At 58.2% G+C, this 25,789-nt stretch carries 24 protein-coding genes; 14 read left to right on the top strand and 10 right to left on the bottom strand.

From position 1 onward, the window contains the following. Positions 1–31 precede the first annotated feature (31 nt). From mlaD to DIT71_RS15100, 9 genes are all read left to right on the top strand, one after another. Complete coding sequence (gene mlaD / locus DIT71_RS15060; RefSeq protein ID WP_114614034.1) at positions 32–481, top strand: outer membrane lipid asymmetry maintenance protein MlaD; 450 nt, start codon at positions 32–34, stop codon at positions 479–481. A gap of 31 nt (positions 482–512) precedes the next feature. Next, the gene (locus tag DIT71_RS15065) at positions 513–1,166 is read left to right on the top strand and encodes an MlaC/ttg2D family ABC transporter substrate-binding protein (RefSeq protein WP_114614035.1); all 654 of its coding nucleotides are present in this window, start codon (positions 513–515) and stop codon (positions 1,164–1,166) included. Continuing rightward, entirely contained in the window at positions 1,163–1,504 is a 342-nt protein-coding gene (locus DIT71_RS15070; RefSeq protein ID WP_114614036.1) for an STAS domain-containing protein, read from the top strand. Before DIT71_RS15065 ends, DIT71_RS15070 begins: the two co-directional genes overlap by 4 nt. A 60-nt stretch (positions 1,505–1,564) precedes the next feature. Continuing rightward, positions 1,565–1,807, top strand: a complete 243-nt coding sequence (locus tag DIT71_RS15075) for a BolA family protein (protein WP_114614037.1) — start codon at positions 1,565–1,567, stop codon at positions 1,805–1,807. A 25-nt stretch (positions 1,808–1,832) separates the two neighbouring features. Beyond that, positions 1,833–3,095 carry a UDP-N-acetylglucosamine 1-carboxyvinyltransferase gene (murA, locus tag DIT71_RS15080; protein WP_114614038.1) on the top strand — a complete coding sequence of 421 codons (1,263 nt, stop codon included), beginning with the start codon at positions 1,833–1,835 and terminating at the stop codon, positions 3,093–3,095. A 22-nt stretch (positions 3,096–3,117) separates the two neighbouring features. Next, complete coding sequence (gene hisG / locus DIT71_RS15085; RefSeq protein ID WP_114614039.1) at positions 3,118–3,765, top strand: ATP phosphoribosyltransferase; 648 nt, start codon at positions 3,118–3,120, stop codon at positions 3,763–3,765. A 192-nt stretch (positions 3,766–3,957) separates the two neighbouring features. After that, positions 3,958–5,265, top strand: coding sequence for a histidinol dehydrogenase (gene hisD, locus DIT71_RS15090; protein ID WP_114614040.1), 1,308 nt, complete (start codon positions 3,958–3,960; stop codon positions 5,263–5,265). 194 nt (positions 5,266–5,459) lie between these two features. Beyond that, the gene (hisC, locus tag DIT71_RS15095) at positions 5,460–6,515 is read left to right on the top strand and encodes a histidinol-phosphate transaminase (RefSeq protein ID WP_114614041.1); all 1,056 of its coding nucleotides are present in this window, start codon (positions 5,460–5,462) and stop codon (positions 6,513–6,515) included. A 35-nt stretch (positions 6,516–6,550) separates the two neighbouring features. After that, a complete protein-coding gene (locus DIT71_RS15100; protein ID WP_114614042.1) occupies positions 6,551–7,294 on the top strand; it encodes a Nif3-like dinuclear metal center hexameric protein in 744 nt (247 codons plus the stop codon). 44 nt (positions 7,295–7,338) lie between these two features. On the opposite strand, the gene DIT71_RS15105 is transcribed toward DIT71_RS15100, so the two are convergent. After that, complete coding sequence (locus tag DIT71_RS15105) at positions 7,339–7,776, bottom strand: YhcB family protein (protein ID WP_114614043.1); 438 nt, start codon at positions 7,774–7,776, stop codon at positions 7,339–7,341. A gap of 323 nt (positions 7,777–8,099) precedes the next feature. Here DIT71_RS15105 and zapE point away from each other — a divergent pair, with 323 nt between their 5' ends. The 5 genes from zapE (at position 8,100) to DIT71_RS15130 (ending at position 16,935) form a co-directional block, all read left to right on the top strand. Further along, positions 8,100–9,197: a cell division protein ZapE gene (gene zapE / locus DIT71_RS15110; protein ID WP_199491026.1), complete on the top strand. Its 1,098-nt coding sequence runs from the start codon at positions 8,100–8,102 to the stop codon at positions 9,195–9,197. Positions 9,198–9,234: 37 nt separating this feature from the next. Beyond that, positions 9,235–10,419 (top strand): thiolase family protein, encoded by a 1,185-nt coding sequence (locus DIT71_RS15115; protein WP_114614045.1) that lies wholly within the window; start codon positions 9,235–9,237, stop codon positions 10,417–10,419. 253 nt (positions 10,420–10,672) lie between these two features. Beyond that, the gene (locus DIT71_RS15120) at positions 10,673–12,595 is read left to right on the top strand and encodes a DUF1302 domain-containing protein (RefSeq protein WP_114614046.1); all 1,923 of its coding nucleotides are present in this window, start codon (positions 10,673–10,675) and stop codon (positions 12,593–12,595) included. 33 nt (positions 12,596–12,628) lie between these two features. Continuing rightward, positions 12,629–13,990 (top strand): DUF1329 domain-containing protein, encoded by a 1,362-nt coding sequence (locus DIT71_RS15125; protein ID WP_114614047.1) that lies wholly within the window; start codon positions 12,629–12,631, stop codon positions 13,988–13,990. A 248-nt stretch (positions 13,991–14,238) separates the two neighbouring features. After that, entirely contained in the window at positions 14,239–16,935 is a 2,697-nt protein-coding gene (locus tag DIT71_RS15130; protein WP_227538154.1) for a LuxR C-terminal-related transcriptional regulator, read from the top strand. A 3-nt stretch (positions 16,936–16,938) separates the two neighbouring features. Here DIT71_RS15130 and DIT71_RS15135 read toward each other — a convergent pair whose 3' ends face one another. From DIT71_RS15135 to DIT71_RS15175, 9 genes are all read right to left on the bottom strand, one after another. Next, positions 16,939–17,835, bottom strand: a complete 897-nt coding sequence (locus tag DIT71_RS15135) for an acyltransferase (RefSeq protein WP_114614049.1) — start codon at positions 17,833–17,835, stop codon at positions 16,939–16,941. A 47-nt stretch (positions 17,836–17,882) separates the two neighbouring features. Beyond that, positions 17,883–18,812, bottom strand: a complete 930-nt coding sequence (locus DIT71_RS15140; protein ID WP_114614050.1) for a glucosaminidase domain-containing protein — start codon at positions 18,810–18,812, stop codon at positions 17,883–17,885. Positions 18,813–18,976: 164 nt separating this feature from the next. Further along, on the bottom strand, positions 18,977–19,531 hold the full coding sequence (locus DIT71_RS15145; protein ID WP_114614051.1) for a YfaZ family outer membrane protein: 555 nt from the start codon (positions 19,529–19,531) through the stop codon (positions 18,977–18,979). Positions 19,532–19,670: 139 nt separating this feature from the next. Beyond that, positions 19,671–19,859: a DNA gyrase inhibitor YacG gene (gene yacG, locus DIT71_RS15150; RefSeq protein ID WP_114614052.1), complete on the bottom strand. Its 189-nt coding sequence runs from the start codon at positions 19,857–19,859 to the stop codon at positions 19,671–19,673. Between the two features lie 49 nt (positions 19,860–19,908). After that, positions 19,909–22,272 carry a hybrid sensor histidine kinase/response regulator gene (locus DIT71_RS15155; RefSeq protein ID WP_114614053.1) on the bottom strand — a complete coding sequence of 788 codons (2,364 nt, stop codon included), beginning with the start codon at positions 22,270–22,272 and terminating at the stop codon, positions 19,909–19,911. Between the two features lie 40 nt (positions 22,273–22,312). Beyond that, on the bottom strand, positions 22,313–23,059 hold the full coding sequence (tsaA, locus tag DIT71_RS15160; RefSeq protein ID WP_114614054.1) for a tRNA (N6-threonylcarbamoyladenosine(37)-N6)-methyltransferase TrmO: 747 nt from the start codon (positions 23,057–23,059) through the stop codon (positions 22,313–22,315). Between the two features lie 154 nt (positions 23,060–23,213). Beyond that, the gene (locus tag DIT71_RS15165; protein WP_227538155.1) at positions 23,214–24,236 is read right to left on the bottom strand and encodes a hypothetical protein; all 1,023 of its coding nucleotides are present in this window, start codon (positions 24,234–24,236) and stop codon (positions 23,214–23,216) included. A 61-nt stretch (positions 24,237–24,297) separates the two neighbouring features. Next, positions 24,298–24,900 carry a dephospho-CoA kinase gene (coaE, locus tag DIT71_RS15170; protein WP_114614055.1) on the bottom strand — a complete coding sequence of 201 codons (603 nt, stop codon included), beginning with the start codon at positions 24,898–24,900 and terminating at the stop codon, positions 24,298–24,300. Then, on the bottom strand, positions 24,900–25,775 hold the full coding sequence (locus tag DIT71_RS15175) for a prepilin peptidase (protein WP_114614056.1): 876 nt from the start codon (positions 25,773–25,775) through the stop codon (positions 24,900–24,902). Before DIT71_RS15175 ends, coaE begins: the two co-directional genes overlap by 1 nt. Positions 25,776–25,789: the final 14 nt, after the last annotated feature.

Raw genomic sequence — 25,789 nt, forward strand, 5'->3', positions numbered from 1 at the left:
ATAATGAAACAACTGGACACAGGGGGCCGTCATGGCACAGAGAACAACAGAAATCATTGTCGGGCTGTTCATGATTGCCGGCATTGCGGCCATGATGTTTCTGGCGCTGCAGGTCAGCGGCTTATCGCCAAAGGCGCCGGAGAGTTCCTACACACTCTACGCCAATTTCAACGACGCCGGCGGCCTGACGCCCCGGGCCCGGGTGTCCATGGCTGGAGTAACCGTCGGCAGTATCCGCGAGATTACCCTCAACAGCGAAACCTTCCAGGCACGGGTGGTTATCGACGTCAACAAGAGCGTGGATAACATTCCTGCCGACTCCGCAGCAGTAATACGTACATCCGGTCTGCTTGGTGAGCAGTACATTGATATTTCGGTGGGCGGCGACATGGAATCCCTCAATGACGGGGATACCTTTTACTCCACGCAGTCCGCCATGAACCTTGAACGAATAATATCCAACTTTGCCTCCGGGCAGTAAAACGCAAGCAAATGGTTCACAGGAGATAACCATGGTTCTGATCAGGCACAGCCTGCTGCTAGTTGCATTAATAATGACCGCTGTGGCGGTTCCGGTTCACGCCAGCCCCGAGAAAGACCTGCTTGAGTACGTGGATGAAAATACCCAGCAGCTGGTGGACAAGCTCCACGAAGAAAAGGGCCTGTATGAAAAAGATCCCCAGGCCTTTTACCGCAGCATGGAGCAGGAGCTGGAAGGCTTTGTCGACTTTCGCAGGATTGCCGCGCGGGTGATGGGACGGTATGCGCGCCAGGCGTCCCCGGAGCAGCGTGACGAGTTCGTGGAAAAATTCAAGCGCAGCCTCTTTGACAGCTATGCTCAGGCGCTGGTGAGTACTGACGATTTTACCATCGAGGTAAAAGATGCCGTCATCAATCCCGACAATGATCAGCGGGCATCCGTGCGCATGGAGGTGACCAGCGCTTCGGGGAACCGCTATCCGGTGGCCTATTCCATGTACCAGACCAAGGACGGCCGCTGGATGATGGAAAACGTCATCGTTGAGGGCATCAACATCGGTCTGGCGTTCCGTGATCGGTTCAGTCAGGAGATGGAGAAAAACGGCGGTGAAGTTCAGGCCGCGATCGACGGCTGGGGTGACGCCGTTGACTCCCTGGACCTGGAAGGCGAAGCCGACAAATCATGACCTCTGCCGAGGCCATGGTCAGGCTCGACAATGACACGCTGACGGTCAGCGGTCATATTGACCCGCTGACCGTGGTTGCCCTCAGGAAAGAGGGTGAGGCACTCATTCTGGGCAGCAAAGCGGATCTGGTGGTGGATCTCTCTGCAATGGGCACCGCACACAGTGTGGTGCTTTCCCTGCTGCTCTGCTGGCAGCGCCTGGCGCGCGGGCGCAGTCAAAATCTCCGCTTTACCGGTGTCAGCGAACGGCTGGGTTCACTTGCCGCCCTGAGCGGCCTTGACGAGCAGTTGCCGGGCTTCCCATCGCCTGACTCCCCTGAAAACCGGGACCATAGCTGACCCGGGCGCCATAATTGGTTACAATCCCGCCCCTGATTTCAAAACGCCCGAGGATTTTTTATGGAAGCCACCGAAGTTGCCGAACTGGTTAAAGAGGCACTGCCCGATTGCGAGGTTCAGGTGCAGGTTGACGGCAACCATTACATGGTCGTTGTGGTTGGTGACGTTTTTGAGGGCTTGCCGACAATTAAGCGGCAACAGCTGATCAACAAGGCGCTTTTCCAGCACATTCTCGACGGCACCATTCACGCCCTGCATCCGAAAGCCTTTACCCCGGCTGAGTGGGAAGCGCGCAAGGGCTGATGCCCGCAAACAACAGGATATAACTGTGGATAAACTTCTGATCAGGGGCCGCAAGCCTCTGGATGGCGAGATCCGGATTTCCGGCGCCAAGAACGCTGCGCTCCCGATTCTGGCAGCCACTCTGCTGGCGGACGAGCCGGTTACCGTGGGTAACCTGCCGCACCTGAACGACGTTACCACCATGATCGAACTGCTTGGTCGCATGGGCGTGGAGTTGATGATCGACGAGAAGATGAGCGTCGAGGTCCACGCCAATACCATCAAGCAGTTTCACGCGCCTTACGAACTGGTAAAAACCATGCGCGCCTCGATCCTGGTGCTGGGGCCGCTGGTGGCGCACTTCGGCGAGGCAGAGGTGTCTCTTCCCGGTGGCTGTGCCATCGGTAGCCGGCCGGTGAACCTGCACATCCACGGCCTGGAAATGATGGGTGCCGAGATCAAGGTTGAGAACGGCTATATCAAGGCGAAGACCAATGGCCGCCTGAAAGGCGCTCATATTTTCCTCGATACCGTCACCGTAACCGGTACCGAGAACCTGATGATGGCCGCCGCGCTGGCGGATGGGACAACCATCCTCGAGAACGCAGCGCGGGAACCGGAAGTGGTGGATCTGGCGGAATGCCTGATCGCCATGGGTGCGGACATCAAGGGCCACGGCTCTGCGACCATTGAAATCAACGGCGTCGAGCGGCTTCACGGCTGCCATTACGACGTGCTGCCGGATCGTGTCGAAACCGGCACCTACCTGGTCGCTGCAGCCGCCTCCCGGGGTCGGGTGAAGCTCAAGGATACCCGCGAGGACCTGCTGGAAGCTGTCCTGCTGAAGCTGGAAGAAGCCGGTGCCCATATCGACACCGGCAAGGACTGGATATCCCTGGACATGAAAGGGAACCAGCCGAAGGCGGTGAATATCCGGACTGCGCCATACCCCGCGTTCCCCACGGACATGCAGGCCCAGTTTGCCGCCATGAACGCAGTGGCTGAAGGCACAGGTACCATTGTGGAAACGGTGTTCGAAAACCGCTTCATGCACCTGCAGGAACTGATTCGCATGGGCGCGGATATCACTCTGGAGGGCAACGCCGCCATCATCAAGGGCGTGGACCACCTCACCGGGGCACCGGTCATGGCAACGGATCTGCGGGCCTCTGCCAGCCTGGTCATCGCCGGGTTGGTGGCAGACGGCGACACCATCGTGGACCGCATTTACCACATCGACCGCGGTTACGAGTGTATCGAAGAGAAACTGCAGCTGCTGGGCGCCAGTATCCGCCGCCTGCCAGCCTGAACACATTGAACCGGAAGGACGCATGACCGACTCCATCACCATCGCGCTGTCGAAGGGACGAATCCTCGACGAGACCCTGCCGCTGTTGAAAGAGGCGGGGATTGAACTGGTCGACGATGTCAAAAAGTCCCGCAAGCTGGTGTTTCCCACTACGGATCCCAATGTGCGCATATTGATCCTTCGCGCGACGGATGTACCGACCTATGTGCAGTACGGCGGGGCTGACCTGGGCGTGACCGGCAAGGACGTGCTGATGGAGCATGGCGGTGAGGGGCTTTATGAGCCGCTGGACCTGAATATTTCCCGGTGCCGGCTGATGACGGCCGGCAAGAAGGATACCAAAGCCCCGGAAGGTCGGCTGCGTGTGGCGACCAAGTTCGTGAATCTGGCGCGCCGTTATTACGCCGCCCAGGGACGACAGGCGGACATCATCAAACTTTACGGTGCCATGGAGCTTGCGCCCATCCTTGGTCTGGCTGATGAAATCGTTGATATCGTCGATACCGGCAATACCCTGAAAGCGAACGGTCTCGAGGCTCGTGAGCTCATTGAGCATATCAGTAGTCGCTTGGTTGTGAATCGTGCGTCCATGAAGATGAAACACGCGGGTATTAATCCCATAATTGAGAAGATGTCGGCTGCTGTGGATAAGCGGCGGGCTTGGGAGTAAGAACGGCCCAGGAAGGGTTTTCCAAAACACGCTCCTTCGGCACATCCATGTGACGCTTGGACTCCGCCATCCATGGCTCCGTACAGTTTTGGAAAACCCTTCCTGAGCCGTTCCCCGGCCTTTGCCGTATCTTCGAACCAGTTAGACTTTTCAAACCGCGGCGGAGAGCTTCCGCAAACCAGGAAAGACGAAATGACTGATATCAACATCAAACGATTGAACGCCTCCCAGAGTGACTTTGACAGTGCGCTGGCCAAGTTGCTGGCGTGGGATGACAGTGTTGATCATCAGGTGAATGAGTCGGTTCGTCATATCCTGCATGAAGTGAAAACCCATGGCGATGCCGCGGTTCTGGAGTTTACCGAGAAATTTGACCGATTGAAGGTTGGCTCTGTTGCCGAGTTGGAGATAGGGCAGGACCGGTTGCAGAAGGCGCTGGAGTCAATTCCCCAGGATCAGCGAGTAGCGCTTGAGAAGGCGGCCGAGCGGGTTCGGGATTATCACGAGCGTCAGAATCAGAAGTCCTGGCAGTACGAAGACCAAGACGGCACGGTACTGGGCCAGAAGGTAACGCCGCTGGACCGTGCAGGTTTGTACGTGCCCGGGGGTAAGGCTGCTTATCCCTCCTCCGTGTTGATGAACGCAATACCTGCGAAGGTTGCGGGGGTGGGTGAGGTTATTATGGTCGTTCCCACGCCTGATGGGGTGGTGAACGATATGGTGCTGGCTTCTGCGGCAATTGCGGGTGTCGACCGGGTGTTTTGTGTGGGTGGAGCCCAGGCGGTTGGCGCTCTGGCTTATGGCACCGAGACCATTCCGGCCGTTGACAAGATTGTCGGCCCCGGCAATATCTTCGTTGCCACCGCAAAACGGGAAGTCTTCGGTACTGTTGGCATCGACATGATTGCCGGCCCCTCGGAAATCCTGGTGATCTGCGATGGTAAAACCGACCCGGACTGGATCGCCATGGACCTGTTTTCCCAGGCCGAGCACGACGAGCAGGCCCAGTCCATTCTGATCAGCCCCGACGCCGCCTTCCTCGACGCAGTGGAAACCAGCATCAACAAACTGCTGCCCACCATGGAACGGGCCGAGATTATCGCCGCGTCCATGGCAGACCGCGCTGCGCTGATTCACGTGGCGGATCTGTCAGAGGCCGCTCGGGTTTCCAATCGCATTGCCCCCGAGCACCTCGAACTCTCGGTGGAAGACCCGGAAAGCCTGCTGCAAGACATCCGTCACGCCGGTGCTATTTTCATGGGCCGGTATACGGCTGAGGCACTGGGTGACTACTGTGCCGGCCCGAACCACGTGTTGCCAACCTCGGGTACGGCGCGGTTTTCATCGCCACTCGGTGTCTATGACTTCCAGAAGCGGTCTTCCATTATCGGATTTTCTGCTGCGGGTGCAGACAGGATGGGACGGGTGGCTTCGGTTCTGGCCCGCGGTGAGGGGCTTACGGCGCATGCTCGCTCGGCAGAGTATCGGATTAAGGAGTAGATCGGATCAGGCAAAGCCGTAATCTGACCTGCGTTTTGAGAAGGCCACTGCTAAAGATTGCGACGGTGGTGCGGAGGGCTTCCCGGGGATGTCTCCGGCCATGGATGGCCGGAGTCAAGCGCACATGGATGTGCTCGTAGCGTGCCCCGGGAAGCCCTCCGCACCAGCCGTACCCCTCAGGAGTTGAAGAAAAGATGAGCAAATTCTGGAGCCCATTGGTCAAAAAGCTGACCCCCTATGTACCAGGGGAGCAACCAAAGATGGCCAATCTGGTGAAGCTGAATACCAACGAGAACCCCTTCGGCCCCTCGCCAAAGGTTGTCGAGGCCATTACCGCAGAGCTCAACGACAACCTGCGGCTTTATCCGGACCCTGAAGGTGAGGCTCTCAAGAGCACCATCGCCCGCTACTATAACGTCCAAAGCGAGCAGGTGTTCCTCGGCAACGGCTCCGACGAGGTGCTGGCGCACATTTTCTATGGCCTGTTCCAGCATGGTCAGCCCATTCTCTATCCGGATATCACCTACAGCTTCTACCCGGTGTACTGCAGCCTCTACAACATCGAAGGCAAAACCCTTCCGCTGACCGAAAGCTTCGAGATCAACCCGGAAGACTATAGGCAGCCCAACGGCGGCGTCATCTTCCCCAATCCCAATGCACCGACCGGGCGTTACCTGGCGCTGGACAAGGTTGAAGCCATAGTGGCTGCCAATCCGGATCGTGTGGTGGTGGTGGACGAAGCCTATGTGGATTTCGGTGGTGAAAGCGCGATCAAACTGGTTGGAAAATACCCCAATCTGCTGGTCAGCCAGACCCTTTCCAAGGCGCGTTCCCTGGCCGGGCTGAGGGTTGGTTTTGCGGTGGGCAGCGCCGAGCTTATCGAGGCCCTGAACCGGGTGAAGAACAGCTTCAACTCCTACCCTCTGGACCGGCTCGCCCTGGCAGGCGCCATCGCGGCCTTTGAAGACGAAGACTGGTTTCGGGCCACCTGCGAGGGTGTGATCGGCGAGCGGGACTGGGTTACCGCAAAGCTTGAGGCACTAGGCTTCGAGGTCTTGCCTTCGAAAGCCAACTTCATTTTTGCGCGCCACCCGGATCACGCCGGGGAGGTCCTGGCAAAGGGCTTGCGGGAGCAGGGCGTGATCGTGCGCCACTTCAACAAGCCCCGGATTTCAGAGTTTCTGCGTATCACCACCGGCACGGCAGACCAGAACAAACGGTTGATTGAATGCCTTAAAGCCCTGGTGTAAAACGATAAATTTCAGATACTGGAAACGGAGACCCCATGGCATCACGCAGCGAGATCCTCCGCACACTGAACCAATGGCTTGCGCCGGAAAACTTCCAGGACTACTGCCCTAACGGCCTGCAGGTTGAGGGCAGGGAACAGGTAAGCACCATCATCAGCGGTGTAACCGCCTCACAGGCGCTGATTGACGCAGCGATCAACGCCGGTGCCGACATGATCCTGGTGCACCACGGTTACTTCTGGAAAGGCGAAGACCAGGCCATCCGCGGCATGAAGCGCGAGCGGATCAAGCGCCTGCTGGATCACGATATCAATCTGGTGGCCTACCATCTGCCCCTGGACGACCACCCGGAGTATGGCAACAATCGCCAGCTGGCGGACGTTCTGGGCATTCTTCAACCGCGGCCGCTGGATGGCCTGGTGTGGCAGGGCGAACTGCAGAGCCCGATGTCGCCGGGAGCCTTTGCTGACCTGATCGGCGAGCGCCTGGCCCGTGCGCCCTTATGGGTAGGCGACGGAGCGGCCGAAATTTCACGGGTAGGCTGGTGCACAGGCGCCGCCCAGGGGTTCATCAACAAGGCGCTGGAAGCCGGTCTGGACGCCTATATCAGCGGTGAGATTTCAGAACCTACCACCCATACCGCCCGGGAGTGCGGAATCCACTACTACGCAGCCGGGCATCACGCTACAGAACGTTACGGTGTTCAGGCCCTGGGACGGGCCCTGGAGAAAACCTTCGGGGTCAGCCACCGGTTTATCGACTGCGATAATCCGGTTTAGATAACACTGGTTAGATAACCCGTTTAGATAACCCCGTTATACCCTCAAGCCTTCTGCTCTTTTTCAGCGAGCCCGAAATCTTCGGCCAGCGTGCCTTTCTGTTTCGGGTCGTTCTTGGGCGCGTAATCCCGCGGCGGCTCGGCACTGTCCTGGTCACCGGAGCCTTCGAGTCGCGCCCGGGCATTTTCCTTTTCCAGCTCAAGCAGCCATTCCTCGTCGTTACAGAGACGGTTGGCGCCGCGGGCCATATGCTGGTTCACATCACGATAGCTGTCGTTGAAACGGCGCAGCAGGTGAGCAGACTCCATGAAGTGCTCGTTAACCTGTGCCTGGTAACGGGTGTATTCATTTCTCAGTTCTTCAATCTGCTGTTCAGCCCGGCGCTGTCGCAAGGTGGAGCCCTGACCGGAGCGGCCAACCAGTACCCCAATGACAATGCCAACAATCAACGCGGCGATGGCTGCCAGAATCAGGTTTGTCATAAGCTGTGTCGTCCTTTCAATGAATCGACCATGCCGTTGAAATCGGTATCCCGGCAGGTGCTGAATACGCCAGATCCGCTGGCTGTGTAAAGTGTGGTCACAATCCCTTATCAGAGTATAACGCCCGAAAGCCTTTACGCACACGAGAGACGCCTGCGCCAATCGTCGTATTGCGTCGTATCTCTGGCCTGCCGCATCGGTTCCGGTGACTGCACAGGGCTCCGGAACATGGCAGAAAACGCCAAAATCGGCCACAATACGCCGCCGTTATGAATGACCATAGTTCGGGAAACGCCTTAATGACACCCCAAAAGTGCATCCATATGACCCCATGGGAACGATATCAGCAGGACCTTGAACGGCCGGAATTCCAGCACGATCCGGCCCAGGAAGATGCCGTGCGCCGCCTGCAGTCACTTTACGACAAACTGGTGGCGGCGGAAAGGGAGCGGGACAAACCGATGATCAAGCTCCGGCTCAAAATGAAGAAGGGCAAGGAAGACCCGATCAAGGGCTTGTATTTCTGGGGCGGTGTCGGCCGCGGCAAGACCTACCTGATGGACACCTTCTACGAATCACTGCCGTTCGATCGCAAAATGCGGGTGCATTTCCACCGATTCATGCAGCGGGTACATAAGGAGCTCAGGGCCCTGAAGGGCAAGAAAAATCCGCTGGAGCTGGTGGCAAAACAGTTTGCCGACGAAACCCGGGTAATCTGCTTTGACGAGTTTTTTGTTTCGGACATTGGCGATGCCATGATCCTGGCAACCCTGATGGATGGCCTGTTCAGCCGCGGTGTCACTCTGGTCTGTACCTCCAACATTGTACCGGACGGTCTTTACAAGGACGGTTTGCAGCGGGCCCGTTTCCTGCCGGCCATTGAGCTGGTCAAAAAGCACACCGACGTGGTGAATGTGGATGGTGGCGTCGACTACCGCCTGAGAAGTCTGGAGCAGGCGGAACTCTATCATTATCCTCTGGACGACGAAGCCGACAAGAGTCTGCAGAAAAGCTACGATAGCCTGGCCGTGGAAGCGGGCAGCCACAGCCTGGAACTCGAGATCAACGGCCGCAAACTCAGGGCCGTCAACCACGCAGACGATGTGGTCTGGTTTGATTTCAAAACCCTGTGCGATGGCCCCAGAAGCCAGAACGACTACATCGAACTGGCCCGGGAATTTCACGCCGTGATCGTGAGCAACGTGCCGATCCTCGGCAAGGAACGGGAAGACCAGGCCCGGCGGTTCATCAATATGATTGACGAGTTTTACGATCGCAACGTGAAGGTTATTATTTCTGCCGAGGCGGCTATTACCGATCTCTATGCCGGGGGGCGGCTGGCGTTCGAGTTTGAGCGCACCGAATCGCGGTTACTGGAAATGCAATCCCGGGAATATCTTGAAGCGCCGCACCGGGCGTAATCCAACACCTACAGACATCAACCAAACAGGTACAATTATGACCACAGACAACGTCGTAATCGTTAGCGGTGTACGCACTCCCATGGGCGGTTTCCAGGGCAGCCTGGCTGCGGTTTCCGCGCCGGAGCTGGGCGCGATCAGCATCGCCGAAGCCATCCGCCGTGCCGGTTTACAGCCGGCTGATGTGCAGGAAGTCATCATGGGTAACGTGCTGCCCGCCGGCCTCAAGCAGGGCCCGGCCCGTCAGGCCATGCGCAAGGCCGGCCTGCCGGATAGCACCGGTGCCACCACCATCAACAAGCTCTGTGGTTCCGGCATGAAAGCGGCTATGTTCGCCCATGACGTGATCAAGGCCGGCAGCAACGACATCATGGTCGCCGGTGGCATGGAAAGCATGTCCAACGCGCCCTACCTGCTGCTGAATGCCCGCAAGGGCTATCGCATGGGCCCGGGGGATGCCGCGCAGGACCACATGTTCCTGGATGGCCTGGAAGACGCCGAGACCGGCCGCCTAATGGGCGCTTTCGCCCAGGACATGGCCGACAAGAAAGGCTATACCCGTGAAGAGATGGACACCTACGCCATCAACTCCCTCAAGCGCGCCCAGAAAGCCATCACCGAAGGCCTGCTGAAAGAGGAAATCATTCCCGTAACCGTCAAAACCCGCAAGGGTGAAACGGTTGTAGCGGACGACGAGCAGCCGTTCAGCGCCAACATCGACAAGATCCCGACCCTGCGCCCGGCCTTCAGCAAAGACGGCACGGTCACCGCCGCCAATGCCTCCTCCATCTCCGATGGCGCCTCGGCACTGGTGCTGATGCGGGAGTCCGAAGCCGAAAAGCGCGGCCTGAAGCCCCTGGCCCGGATTGTTGCCCACAGCACCCAGTCCCAGCACCCGTCCGAGTTTACCTGCGCGCCTGTAGGCGCAATCGAGACCCTGTTTGGCAAAACCGGGTGGACCAAAGACGACGTGGATCTGTTCGAAATCAACGAGGCCTTCGCCATGGTCGCCATGATGCCCATCCGCGAACTCGGCCTGGATCCGGAAAAGGTCAATGTTCACGGTGGCGCCTGCGCCCAGGGTCACCCCGTCGGCTCCACCGGCTCCCGTCTGCTGGTCACGTTGATGCACTCCCTCAAGCACTATGGCAAGAAAAAGGGCATCGCCGCGCTGTGCATCGGTGGCGGTGAAGCCACCGCCATGGCAATTGAGATGCTGTAACCGCTGGCCTCCAGAGAAATTCCCGAATTAACCCAACTGGTTGCATTCGGGAATGTTGTCTATAGTGGTTCTGTGCGAGTAGAGCCTGCCACGGAGAGGGGTGTCATCGTAAAATCATACTTTTGACTGATCAAAGCGTCCGGTGGCGTTAGCTATAGTGGCAGCATCACGATTGCTGTGCATGTAGCGTCCAAACATCGTGAATACCAACAACGAGAGCAGCGACTCAGAATAACAATGGAGTAGTCTTCCAATGACAAAACAAAATCAATCTCGGTATGCATGGGTGAAACTGCCCCTGGCCGCAGCTATCGCAGCTAGCCTGTCGGCGCCTGCAGCCGCTTTCCAGTTTAGGGTAGGCGACGTCGATGCCGCCTTCGATACCACACTCAGCGCTGGCGCGACCTGGCGTACAGAAGATGCTGATAAGCGTCTGATTGGGCAAGGCAATCTTCAGGCACTGGGGGAAGATGCGGCTAGTGTTCAAGAGGGCGCGTCTACAACTAACTATGATGACGGTAACCTTAACTTTGACAAGGGCGACACCGTTTCCAAGATCGTGAAGGGCACCAGCGAGTTGTACCTGGATTACGCCGTTGATTCTGATGTGCTGACACGAGTTGGTGCGTTCGTTCGTGGACGTTACTGGTACGATTTTGAGCTTAAAGACGAAAACCGTCGCTTCACTCCGTTAAGTCCGGATGGCAAAGATAATGCGTCTGGAGGGGAGTTTCTGGATGCCTACGTCTTCACGGACTGGTACTTGGGAAATGTGCCCGTTAGCGCGAGATACGGTAATCAGGTGGTAAGTTGGGGTGAGAGCACCTTCATTCAGGGCGGAATAAACGCTATTAACCCAATCGACGTGCAGGCCTTCCGAGCGCCCGGTTCCCAGGTAAAAGACGCTTTGCTACCAGTTGAGATGTTCTATGTATCCGCAGGTATAACTGAGAACGTCACGATTGAGGGTTTTGTGCAGACCGACTGGGAAAAAACCCGGATCGATGATTGTGGGACGTTCTTTTCAACAATAGATTTTGTTGCAGATGGTTGTGGGCCTATTTGGCCACAAGGGCAGGTGCCTCAAGATATTGCTCAGGCGCAGTATGAGCAGTTAGCAGCGATGGGTATTGGGGGACGTGCAGCTATTGAGAGAGAGGGCGATAAAGATGCGGACTCGAAAGACCAGTTTGGTGTAGCTCTTCGCTGGTACGTTCCGGCCCTCAACGATTCCGAGTTTGGCTTTTACTTCATGCAATACAATAGTAGGCTGCCAAATATTAGCGGTGTTGTGGCCGATCCCACTAGTGGTGCTGGACTGCCCGGTCGGGCACTACCCCAGTATTTTATTGAATACCCGGAAAATATAAAGCTGTATGGTATCAGCGTCAACACAACAACTCCGGGCGGCTGGTCACTGGGGGCGGAATACAGCTTCCGTGAGGATGTGCCGCTTCAATGGAACGCTTTCGAATTGATTACTGGAGGCCTGCTAGCTCCTAACCCTGTGACAAACGAGCCTCTTAGCTTACTTGCTCAGCAGCGTGTAGAGGAAGCGGGTGTCGCGAGTGCTGCTGATCTAAGCGGGAAAGCAATCTCAGGTTATGATCGTTTTAACGTTTCCCAAGCCCAATTCACTTTGATCAAGTTTTTTGATCAGATAATGGGCGCAAGTCGGATGTCGTTCATTACCGAGTTTGGTGCAACTTATGTGCATGACCTGCCAGATTATGATGAGGCACGGTACGGGCGCTCAGGCACCTTTGGCTTGGGAACTGTTCCTCTGCCAGCGAGCGTGCCAGGGCTTGGTAATGATTTGTGCACTGCGGAGGCTTATCCGCTCTCCAATATCAATCCTGATTATTGCAATAATGATGGCTTCACTACCGACTTCTCCTGGGGCTACCGCGCCCGTTTCGTTTGGGACTACCCGAATGCGCTGGCTGGTGTAAACCTGTCGCCTCAATTGGCCTGGAGTCATGACGTTAAAGGTTACGCGCCTTCGCCCGGTGGTGCCTTCAACGAAGGTAACAAGTCCATCGGTCTGTCCCTGAACGCGGTTTACCAGAATCGAATCAGCGGCAACATTGGCTATACCAACTATTTCGGCGGCAAGCCCTATAACGTATCGACCGACCGTGACTTCGTGAGTGCGAGCGTTTCCTACTCATTCTGATGCGGCCCGAATTCGTTTAACGAGGTAATTTAAATGAAACTGAACAAGAAGCTACTGGTCACTGGCATCCTGTCCGCATGCATGTTTGCGGGCAACGCCTTTGGAGCAGTGTCCGAAGAGAAAGCTGCCCAGCTGGGCGAATCACTCACGCCGATGGGTGCCATAAAAGCCGGAAATGGCGATGAAATTCCGCCCTGGACTGGCGGACTGACAACACCACCGGAGGGTTACGAGGGGGATGGCATCTACGTAAATCCGTTCCCGGATGAGGAGCCGCTGTTTACCATTGATCAGAGCAACGTCGATGAGTATGCCGACAATCTGTCTCCGGGCCAGATTGCGATGATAGAACGGTACGATGACTACAAGATGCCGGTGTACGAAACCCATCGCACGGCCGCCTATCCGGAAGACGTGATGGAAGAGACCATCGAGAACGCCACCACCGTTGAGCTGATCAAGGATGGTAACGGACTTGGTAACTATGAGACGGCTACGCCGTTTCCGATTCCTCAAAATGGTCTGGAAGCGATCTGGAACCACATTACCCGCTACCGGGGTGGTTCTGTACAGCGTAACGTGGGCCAGGTGACTCCTACCGCGGACGGGGCCTTCAGTGTTGTTAAATTTCAGGACGAACTGACCTGGAAGACCTACCTGGAAGATTACGAGCCGGGCCAGGATGAGAATGTTCTGTTCTACTTCAAGCAGGCTATCACGGGCCCGGCACGCCTGGCGGGTAACGTCCTGCTGGTTCACGAGACCATTGATCAGGTTGCAGAGCCCCGCCGCGCCTGGGTATACAACGCCGGTCAGCGTCGCGTACGCCGGGCTCCGCAAGTCGCCTACGATGGTCCGGGTACAGCCGCTGATGGCCTGCGCACCTCTGACAACTTCGATATGTTCAACGGGGCGCCTGACCGTTACAACTGGGAGCTGCTCGGCAGAAAGGAAATGTACATTCCGTACAACTCCTACCAGCTGGTCGACCGTGACCTGAGCTATGACGAGATCATCAAGGCCGGGCACATCAATCAGGATCTGACCCGCTATGAGCTGCACCGCGTCTGGCACGTGCGTGCGACGCTGAAGGAAGGTGAGCGTCACGTGTACGCACAGCGTGATTTCTACATTGATGAAGACTCCTGGCAGGCCTCCATCATCGACCATTACGATGGACGTGGAGAGCTCTGGCGCGTAGCCGAAGCCCATAGCATGCAGTTCTACGATCAGAACGTACCCTGGTACGCGATCGAAACCCTGTATGACCTGCTGTCCGGTCGCTACCTGGTGCTGGGCCTGACCAACGAGGAAGTCAATCCGTACGAGTTCGGCGTCGAGCGTCGCTCACGTGACTATACCCCGTCTGCCCTGCGTCGTGCGGGCACACGGTAAGCTATATAAGCCAGTATCGTCCCGGAGGTAATTCCGGGACTGTAAAAAAACGGCGGGCCTCTGGTTCGCCGTTTTTTTGTGCACCTGCAAAACTTTGCAGCCCACCCCTGCTTTGGTTTAATCTCTCTCTTCTCATACTAAAGGCGTACCCCCACGCAGGTCGCCATGATTACAACAAGGTAGAGATCACATTTGCCGGATAATGGGTCACAGAATCCAGGCATTCCGGGTTGTCAATGGGGCAGAGAGTGAAATCATTTGATGATGGCTGTGCGGCCAATGATGAGTTCCAGTCGGTACTGGGCGGAGCACATCGTGGCGAGTTGATCAAGGATTTACTGCGTCAGCGGATACGAATGCCAGAACCCGTTCCCAATTACCTGAAAAGACGGGCGCTGACTGAAAAGCTGACAGCTGCGATCGGGCCGGCTAAGGCTCTGTTTGTTGAAGCGCCGTCGGGGTATGGTAAATCACACGCTCTCAGCGTTGCCTTTCGTGACAGTGACCGAAACCCGGAAACCCTGAGATGGCTTGCATTGACCGGGCAGGAGAACGACGCCGGTCGGCTGATGGCCCTTCTGGAGATTGCATTAACGCCACCCGGCGGAGTGTCCCGCCCTTCCGGCCAGCAAAAGGCGTCGAGCTACAGTGATGCGCTGGCACTGCTGTTGTCAGACCCTCACTGGAATAATCCCGAGGCTGACAGCGTCCTGGTCATCGACAACATTGGAATCGTCGTCAATCCTGCGGCCATTGCCCTGTTGCAGCAACTGGCGGCCAGCACACCCCAGGGGCTGGCGCTGGTTCTGGTGTCGAGAAAACCGCTACCTTTCGAAACCCACACCTACGAACTGGAAGGCCGCTTCAACCGGATCGGCACTGAATCCCTGGAGCTGACACGCTCAGAAACCTTCGATTTTTTCCAGACCGCGGTCAGCCGCAACCAGCTGACCACCATTGCCGTGGAGCACCTTTATTCTCTAACCGAAGGCTGGATTACGCCCCTGGCCCTGTATCAGCGAGAACTGGACTTCTCCGCCGAGGCGCGGCTGCCGATCCAGGAAACCTTCAGCGTTGAGCGCTTTCTCAGGGATGCGGTGCTTATCCATCTGACACCCGGGCAGCAGCGTTCCCTGCGGATCATGGCGGAAATGGAGATCGTCTCCGATGACCTGTTCCTGGCTCTGGCCGATGCCGGTTGTGATCATGCGTTCAGGCCCTCTGCGGCCGCCGAGACCGGCATACCCCTGCGGCCGCTTCCGGGTCGGGGGCGCTGGTTCCGCCTCAATCCCCTGTTGCATGACTGGCTGCAGACTCCTGCGCTGGATGGTTCGCGAGAGCGGGCCCTGAAAGCCAGCCGCTGGTTCGGCGAGCGCAACCAGTTTCCGGAAGCCCTGCGGTACGCCCTGTTAAGTGGAGACCTGGACGAGTCGGTGCAGATTGCCTCGGAGGGCTCAGAGGCGCTACTGATTGGCCAGGACACCGCATCGCTGCTGCGACTTCGCCGGTCGCTGCCGCCGGGCCTGCTGGAGAAGAGCGCACGCTTGAAGATTGTTTATGGCTGGGTCCATGCCATCGGGGGCCAGTTCCGCCAGGCGCGGGTGCTGATCAATGATCTGGACGGCGGCGCCCACCCGGAACTGGTGGGGCGCATTGATGCCGTGCGAGCGTTTATCCTGCGGGGCGAAGGCAGTGTCGACGAGGCGTTGGCAGTGGCAGACAGGGCCTTACAGGCTGAGGAACTGTCCACCCAGGGTCAGCTGGTGACGCAACTGGTGCGTTCCAGTGCCCTCTGTGCAGCCGGCGAATTCGCTGAAGCGCGCGAAGCCAACCGTATTGCGGCACGGCTGGCCCGGGAGGCCGGTGATGCCGGCTCGGAAATTCTCGCCGTCTACGCCCACGCGCGGATTGAGCTGGGTAAGGGCTCGCTGAAACACGCAGAGCGCCTTCTGAGGACCGGCCTGGATACGGCCATGAACGAGTCCTCCCGCCCGGCCCGGGTCGGCGAAACCCGGCTTCAGCTCAACCTGGTGATGGTGCTTTGGCATCAGGGCAGGGAGGTAGAGGCAGACCGCCTGCTGGTGACCTGCGTACGTCACGCGGAGCAGACCCGGGATCTGGGGCTGCTGCTGGCCATGGCCCTGAGGGTGCTGATCTGTCGCACCCAGAACCGGATGGACGACGCCTTCGCCTGGATCGGCCGGGCAGAGCGCATCATGCAGTCCTGGCAGGTGGATCAGTCAGTGTATGTGCCGGTTCTGGAAGCCCTGAAAATCAGCGGCTGGCTGGCACTGGGGCAGGCGGATACGGCAGCCCAGGCCATGGAGCGGCTGAAGCCTTGGCGGGGAGTGAATTGCGTGCCGGAAATGTTCCCGATGATGCCGGGCATGCTCACCTGCCTGCAGGCCAGGATCGAACTGGCGCGAGGGGACGACGTTAAAGCCGCGGAAACCGTCAGGGGCATCCGCAACAACAACGGCGAGTCACTCCCGTTCGGCCTGGACATACATTCTCGCTTGTTGGAGAGCGTTGTCAGCTGGCGGCAGAAAGGCCCGGCGGTAGCGCAGAAGATTCTGGCCACGGCCATTACCATTGCCGGGGAAGAGCACTACATCAGCCCCTTTGCCGAGCTCAGGGGCGAGTTGCAGGAGCTGCTGGAGAAGACCTGGCAGCAGTTGCCGGATACACCTTTCACCGAATCCGTGGGCAGGCTTTACGGATTGTCCGATATGAAGGAACAGGCACCACTGGCGGAGCCTATCAGCGACCGGGAGCACGGGGTGCTGGAACTCATCGCCCAAGGCCTGTCGAATCAGGACATTGCCGACCGTCTGCATATCTCATTGCACACGGTGAAGACCCATGCCCGCCGCATCAACGCCAAGCTTGAGGTGAAGTCCCGCACCCAGGCCATCGTCCGCGCCCGGGAGCTAGGCCTGCTGTAACGGTCAGGCGCCTTTTTTCAGCTCTTCAATGCGGGCGTCTTTCTCGGCCCACAGCTCGCTGACCCAGCGCTGGAAATCAACGCGGACCTCGCGGTTATTCTGATAGTCCATGCCCAGAAACCGCCGGGGAATTTCCCGGGTGCGTATATCAATGATGATTTTCTGCACCCGCCCGCACAGGTAGTCCCAGACCCCACACTTGCCTTCGGGGTAGACGATGGTCACATCCAGCATGGTATGCAGCGACTCGCCCATGGCCTCCAGTACAAAGGCGGTGCCACCGGCACGAGGTTTCAGCAGGTGTTTGTAGGGTGAATTCTGGTTTTTGTGCTTTGCCGGCGTCAGCCGTGTGCCTTCCATGAAATTGAAGATCGTCACCGGGGTGTAGCGGAATTTTTCACAGGCGGCGCGGGTGGTTTCCACATCCCGGCCTTTCAGTTCCGGGCGGCGGGCAATCTGTTCCTTGGTGTGCCGCTGCATGAACGGAAAATCCAGAGCCCACCAGGCAATGCCCAGAAAAGGCACCCAGAAAAGCTGCTGTTTGAGGAAGAACTTGAGCAGAGGAATGCGGCTGTTCAGGGCGTGCTGGATGGCCGGAATGTCGGTCCAGCTCTGGTGATTGCAGGTCACGAAATACCAGTGCTCCCGGCTCAGGCCCTCGGCCCCGCGCACGTCCCACTCAATATCATGGAGCACATCGGCCAGCAGGTTGTTGAAACCGATCCACAGCCAGGCAATGCGATTGAGAACAATGGTGCAGGCCTTGCGAATGCGGGTGACCGGAATCACCAGCTTGATGATCGCAAAGACCATCAGAATCGGGAAAAGCCACAGGGTGTTCAACAGCACAAGCGCAATTGCAAGCACACCTTTGACCGGTGCAGGCAAAAAACTGAGCATGGGCAGACGTCTCCGGAATACAGATCTCGGTGGTTATCAGGGCAGGATTAACCTTCGCTGCCGGTGGCTTCATCGGTAAGGTCGGTCCGCAGGGCCTCTTCCTTGCTGGCGGAGGCAAGCTGCAGCAACTCCTGCTGACTGCTGTCGCGGACGCTGCGAAACTTCTCATCGTAGTAGGTCAGGTTGTTGTAGCTGATCATGCTCCTGATTTCCTTCACGTATTCCTCACCGCGCTCGGAGTAGTCAAGCAGCCCGGAGGCCAGGCTTGAGCCGCTGGCATATTCACCATTGTTGCGGGCCTGCAGGCGGACATCCCGAAGCTTCTGGTAGGCGGGGTGACGATTCAGGTTCTGGATATAGGAGCGTACCGACAGATACGGCGAGTCGAAGTCGGCCACCTCATGGCTGGCGCCCTCAACGCGGCTCTGGGGCACCAGGCCGCAGCCTTTTGAGAAACACCACTGGCCGAACAGATTATTACCGCGGCGGGCAAAGCGGGAAGTGCCCCAGGCGGATTCGTTGGCGGCCTGCGCCATGATCAGTGAGGGGGGAATCACATCGAGGCGACGCTCCAGCAAACGGAACATATCATCGCTGCCGGGCTCCTCGTCCACCCGCAGGCGCTCGGCCTGGTTTTTCAGCCAGGTCAGCTCGGTCTGGCTGAACTGGTCTTTGTTGGCAAGGCTTTGCAGATACTCGCGTTCGATCAGGATACGGGAGTTCGCCAGCACGATGCGCGGGTACAGAAACGAGAAGAACGCCGCCTTCTTTTCCGTGGTATCGCTGTAGGTGGAGAAGTCTGGCAGGTCACTCCTGGACCAGCGGGGCAGGGGTGGCAACTGGGCCAGCGCTATATCGGCTGTTTCGTCACTGTTGCTGTTACGGTCAAGGTCCGGGTCTGGTGTGTGCAATGCACCCCAGAAGCCAAACACCACCATCGGAAAAACCAGCAAAAACGCCCGCAGTCCAGAAGACATAAAACCTCTCGTCACAGTTCACAAGATGACAATTATAACAGGTATTACGGCGACGTCGCCCCGGCGGTTTGGTGGCCGTCAGTCTGGCAGGGCTGGATTGGAAGGGTGTGAACCCCGCCGATCGGGTGACCGGCGGGTTGGACTATCGGTAGGTCAGGTGCCTGTCAGAAGAAGATCTTCATGCCGGCGATGACGCCCTCGTCCAGATTGAGATCGCCGCGGCCATCAAAATCGGTATTGAGATAGCGGTAACCGGCGAACAGCTCGGCGTTACGGATCACACGGTAGCTGCCTCGCAGCTCCAGGCTGGTCATTTCGTCGGAATCGCCGAATGACAGAATGCTGGGCGCATAGTGAAGCCCGCCGGTGAACGACAGCCCGGGCACGTCGGGAACATTCACCGTGGCGAAACCGCCCAGGGCAACCGCGCCGCCGTCACGATCGTCATCATCCCAGCCGATCGCACGCAAACCCAGGCCTGCGGTGGTCGGCAGATTGCCAATTGCCGTGCGGCCCTGGGCGTGAAAATCCACGTTGCCAATATGGCGGCTGCCTTCGTGATAGGTATAACCGGTACCGACCTGAATATCAGAGTTGGTATCGAAAAAATTCACCTGGCCCTTAACGGAGTCGCTGGTCAGGCTCAGGTCCGCGTCGGCAGCGAATACGGGGGCTGCCGCCAGGGACAGGACGATCAGAGGAATACGGGTCGCTTTCATTCTTCTACCTTCTCATTGATTGAGTGTAATCGGATCGGGTCTTACCCGCTTCAGCAGAGCGTTAACTGACTGAATAGTAACGGGTGGTCACAGTGGACTCAACTTAAAACGGGGTAAGGGATGGTGCAAATTAGAGGGCTCAGTGCGTTGTGTCATCGCCGCCCTGGTCGAGGTCATCGGGTGAGACGTTCTCAGCCGGCACGCGGTATTCTTCGTTGGCCCAGGCGCCAAGATCAATCAGCTTACAGCGTTCCGAGCAGAAAGGGCGAAAAGGATTGCTCTCATTCCATTCCACAGACTTTTTACAGGTGGGGCATTTTACGATCATGGTGGCCTTGTATTGACGGTATGACTTGTATTGAAGGTATGAACGGTAATCAGGTGGAAGCAGTTGCCTTGCAGTATTGTTCCAGAACCGCCCGTAGCATTTCAATATTGACAGGCTTGGCCACAAAGGAATCCATGCCGGCCTCGCGGCAGTGCTCCTCGTCCTGCTCCATAGCGCTGGCGGTTAAAGCGACCACCGGCACCCGGCTGCGATTATGGTCCCTCTCCCACTGGCGCAGACGGCGCGTGGCCTCGAAGCCATCCATTCGCGGCATCATGCAGTCCATGAACACCAGGTCAAACGGATGCCACTGCCACAGGCTGGAGGCCGCCTCGCCGTCATTGGCGGTCATTACATCACAGCCCAGCTTCTCCAGTAGCCGGCGGGTGAGTGTGCGGTTGACCGGGTTGTCCTCCACCAACAGAACCTTCATGCGGCCACAGGGCAGCGCCTTGCGGCGGGTGTTATCGCTGACCGCTTGCAGGGAAAACCGGGTCAGGAACCGACGCTCGTCCCGGGCGGCATCCGCAAACAGCTGGTGCAGAATCGGCGTGAGACAGGATTCCCGCAGGGACTTGCTCAGAAACGCATCGGCGCCGGCCTGGCGGAAATGTTCGGCGTCGCCTCGCTGGGGATTGGACGACAGGATCAGCAGCCGGGTATGGCTCCACTCCGGATTGCCGCGGATCTGGCGGCATAGCAGGTCGCTGTCCATATCCGGCACAAAGCCATCCAGGGCAATGGCGTCAAAGGGCTCCTGGGTATCCGAGGCCAGCCTCAGGGAGGTCAGTGCTTCGCCGGCGGATTTGACCGCTTCAATATCCAGCTCGTGGCGCGACAGCATCTCCAGGGTAATCTTGCGGGACAGTTCGTAGGAATCCACCACCAAAATGCGCTTGCCGCGGATCATGCTGGTATCCGGCCGGCTGCGATTAGCGCTTTCGGCGGCGACCGGGAGCGTCAACTCCATCCAGAAGGTGGAGCCATCCCCGGGTTTGCTCTCCAGATCCAGTGAGCCGTTCATCAGCTGGACCAACTGGCGGCAGATGGTCAGCCCCAGGCCGGCCCCCGGCAGCTGGCGCTGGAAGCGCTGGCCCAACTGAACGTAAGGCTCGTACACCAGCGGAATGTCCTCCGGGTTAATGCCAACCCCGGTATCTTCCACCGCGATCCGCAGCCGCACCTTGTCGTCTCGGCGGCCCAGCACCTCGATGCTGATCAGCACATGCCCGGAGTCGGTAAACTTGATGGCGTTGGAGGTCATGTTCAGCAACACCTGCCGCAGCCGTACCGGGTCACCCCGCAGCGCCCAGGGCAGGTTCTCGTCAATGCGCAGCTCCAGAGCCAGGCCCTTTTCCCGGGCCCGGGCGCCCAGCATGTGCACGAGATCGTTGAGGGTGTCCCGCAGATCAAAGGGGATATCCTCCAGCATCAGCTTGCCGGCTTCCATGCTGGAAATATCCAACAGGTCATTGATGATGGACGACAGGCTTTCGGAGGCATTGAGCAGGGTATGGACATACTCCCGCTGATCCTGATCCAGGGGCGTATCGGTCAGCAGGTTGGCGTAGCCCAGAACCGACTGCAGGGGAATTCGCAGTTCATGGCTGACATTGGCCAGAAACTGGCTCTTGGCGTGATTGGCGCGCACCGCCTCATCCCGCTCATCCTGGGACTGGATCGACGTCTGGCGCAGCGACCGGGTATCTTCCAGCAACTGCAGGCGCATGGTGTTCAGGGCCTGCTCTAGCTCGCTGAGTTCATCCCCGCGCTTGGGTGGCTTGCGCCGAAGCTGCAGCGGCTCAATCAGCGCATCCAGGTTCAGCCGCGCGGCGTAATCGGCAATGGTCTCGAGATGCCGCGACAGGGTGAGCCGGACAATCACCAGCAATCCCAGGGTGCCCAGCATCACGATCATCGACTGGAACAGCAGCGTCAGCAGGGCGCGGTCCATCAGCTCATTATAAACCGTCTCCACCGACGAGGTGATCGTCAGGGTGCCCATGGCCTCGGGGTTGTTATTGGGCGTATCGAAAGACGTGCGATCAAAAACGAGGGGGAAAGACCGGGAAATCACCCGGCCCTCCGGGTAGGTGCCGGTATTGAACTCTTCACCGGTGGCGGTGATCACCCGCGCGTGCTGGATAACCGGAATAGCACGCATGTCGTCCAGGCTGTTGGCCACCTCGCTGTAGTTCATCAGCCAGAGGTTATTGCTCATGGCCCCGGAAACCAGCTCGGCCGCGCGCTCCTGGGTGCTTTTTAGCTCCGACTTTCGGCGCTCGAATTCGCCAATCATCTGAACGCCTGTTGCTGCCAGCGAAAGAATAAGGCTGAACAGCAGAACATAAACCAGCAGCCTGGCAGCCAGTGGCCGTACACCTATTCGTCTGAACAACCGGATCGGAGGCAAGGCACGTATCCCTGTGTCGAAAAAACAACCGATCAGCAGTTTAACAGACCGTTAGCACTTCGACACGTTCCTGTGAATCGCCGTGCACAAAGCGAAAACGCACATTCAGATCGTACAAATGCGCCCCGTAAATCCGCGCCTCGTCCCGCCCCCGCCGAAACGACGGCCGCGGATCGTAACTCACCACATCCTCGATCAGCGCCCGCAAATCCGGGTAGCGCTCCACCGATAACGCCGCAAGCTGCGCCTCCGCCTCCTCCAGAAACACCACCGGCAACCGCTCCGTCGGCGCCGAATCCGCCCAGCCCAAAGTCGCCTCCGGCACCGAATCCGCAAACGGCAGATACGGCTTGATATCCAGAATCGGCGTACCGTCAATCAGATCATGATCCCGGATCCGCAACACCAGATGCCCGCCATCATCCCGGCAAAGCCCCTCATTGCGAACCACCGACAACCCCAGACTGTTAGGCCGAAACGGCGACCGACTGGCAAACACCCCAATTTTTTTGTTGCCCCCCAGCCGTGGAGGCCGAACCACCGGCCGCCACTCCGCCCGCACCGCCTCATGAAACTGAAACGTCAGCCACAAATGACTCGCCGTCTCCAGACCTCGAAACGCATCCTCCCGATCGAAGGGCGATTGGATTACCAGGTCTGCATGGGCATACCGGGTCAACCCCGGCTGGCGCGGTACCCCGAACTTGTCACGGAAACACGACCGGGTAATAGCAATCGGTGTGAGGGTCAAAGCCTCAACGGCGGGACGGGAAGGGTGACGGCTCATAAGCGCTTTAGATAACTCGAGTTAGAGATTCAGAGGATGGGTCCTTCCAAAAATGTGCGGAGCCATGGATGGCGGAGCTCAAGCGTCACAGGGATGTGCTTGAGCGTGTTTTGGAAGGACCCATCCGCTGAAGCTCGGCCGGGAAACAAACTAATCAATAGGGCCTCTCAATACTGCCAGAAAAAAACATTTCGATCCGCAAAACCAGTGACGCCTGATCCTTGAAGCTTTCATCCCGCGGAAACTCCAACGCCGGAATCACCTCCGCAAACAGCCAGTCACTGTGCAACCGATACCGGTACGTCACATCCGCAAATACCGACGTCGTCCGCCAACCCGGCTTGCTCTCACCCAGAACCCCCACCCGCGGATTAATGGTAGAGCGGTTATTGATGCGTTTGTAAAAATTCGCCGTCTGGGACAGCTCAAACTTGCGTTCATCGTGAACCCACTCTGCCTCTGAAGACAGCAGCGTATTCCAGCCATTGCCCAGGTCACGCCCGGCACCAAACCACGACCGCGTACCCCAGCCATCCTGATGGAAATAATACACCCGCTGCTCCACACCCAGCTTCCAGTCCTCGCCCGGCTGCCATTCCTTCTCTGCTTTTGCACGCCAGAACGCATCCGGCGGCAGTCGCAGGCGTACACCAAAATCGTTGCTCAGATTGATCGCATCCCCGACAGTCGTTAGATAACGGAACGCACCCGTGGCCTCGGTTTCACTGCGCTCATCCTCCGTCAGCTGCCGGTTCCGTCGACGCTCAGAGAGGGGGATCAGCTCATCGCTCTCGCTCTCGATCACCAGCTTCAGCTTTTCTTCGACCGTGGGAACCTCCAGCCGGAACCGAACCTCGGGATCGAACTGGGCCAGATCGCCATATTCCGATTCGGTGGCGAACCCGATCCGCAGGTAGCTCTCGTTATCCGGCAACGCCTGGTTGCTGCCTGAAAGCGTGCGGTCCGCCCATTCCCCCAGGGCCTGAACCCGGTCGCCGTGGCCCCGCTCCTGGGTCAGCACCCAGTTACTGAATTCCAGCCAATAGGAATCCCTGGGCTCGGCCCAGTATTCGCCGGGTGAGAAGGTAAAAAATGACGGCGGCAGGTTTTCCGGCCCCAGCACATCCGGCACTGACGGGTCATCTATGGAAAACATCCGGTCCTGTGCCGTGGACATGCCGGGAACTGAGACAAGCAAGGCAACACAGACGCGGAAAAAAGGGCGGAAACGACGAATGCTAGCTGCCAAAAGCCACCATAAACTGCTTGTGTAGTTCTTCGACGCGGCGCTCAACCTCAGCAGAGGGCCGATTATTGTCCACCACCTCATCCGCACGCTGCAGCCGCTGTTCCCGGGAAATCTGTGCATCAATAATCCGCTGAACCTGATCCCTGGCATTGTCATCCCTGGCCATCGTTCTCTCAATCTGGACATCCACCGGGACATCCACCACAACCACCTTATCCACCAGTTGGTGCTGGTCTGTCTCCAGCAACAACGGCGACACCAGCAACACATAGGGCAGGGCATAGTCCGCCGGGTGCAGCTGGCGCACCAATTCCTCGCGAATCACCGGGTGTAACACCCCCTCCAGCCAGGCCCGCTCCGCCGGGGCATCAAACACAACCCCTCGCAGAGCCGCCCGATCCAAGCCGCCGTCCGGCAGCAGGATACCACGCCCAAAATGCTCCGCAATCTGTTCCAGCGCCGGCATACCCGGCTCCACTACCTCACGGGCAACGTCATCGGCGTCAACCCAATGCACGCCCAGAGCGCCAAACATCCGCGCGACCGTGGATTTTCCAGAGCCGATTCCGCCGGTAAGGCCAACAACTGCCATCAAACCCCCAAATACCCGTACCAGGCTGCCAGAATCTCCGCGCCGAACCACAAGCAAAGCAACCCCGCCGCCGCCAGATAGGGCCCAAACGGAATCGGCACCTCACGCCCGTGCTTGCGGAACACCATCAGACTGATCCCCACAACCGCACCAACAATTGACGACAACAAGATCACCGCCGGCAGCAACTGCCACCCCAGCCAGGCCCCGAGCGCCGCCAGCAACTTAAAATCACCGTGGCCCATACCTTCCTTGCCAGTTACCAGCTTGAACAACCAGTACACTGACCAGAGCGATAGATACCCGGCCACAGCCCCCCAGAAGGCACTGTTAAAGTCAGTCAGCAACCCGAAATAATTCAGAATCAGCCCCAGCCACATCAACGGCAAGGTGATGCTGTCCGGCAACAACTGAGTATCGAAATCAATCACCGTCAGCGCAATCAGCCCCCACACCAGCACCAACGCCCACAACGCCGCTTCCGTCGGCCCCATGACAAAAACCGTCACCACCGAAAACAGTGCTGTTACCGCCTCAATCATCGGATAACGCGGCGAAATCCGGGTCTTGCAGGACGCACACCTGCCACCCAGTACCAGATAACTGATCACCGGAATATTTTCCCAGGCACGAATCTTATGGCCACAAGAGGGGCAGGTGGAAGCCGGGGAGGAAAGCGTAATCCTCTCTTCCTCCTTGCGCTGCCCCTCAGGAAGCTCCAGAAACTCCTCACACTGGCAACGCCAGTCCTGCTGCATCATCTTGGGCAGGCGCAGGATGACGACGTTGAGGAAGCTGCCTATGCAGAGGGAGAAGAGGGTGACTACGGTGTAGAGGAGCCATGGGGTGTCGAGAAGTGGAGCTAGGTTTGGCATTACTTATCCGGGTT

The organism is Marinobacter vulgaris (assembly GCF_003344045.1).
GTDB lineage: Bacteria > Pseudomonadota > Gammaproteobacteria > Pseudomonadales > Oleiphilaceae > Marinobacter > Marinobacter vulgaris.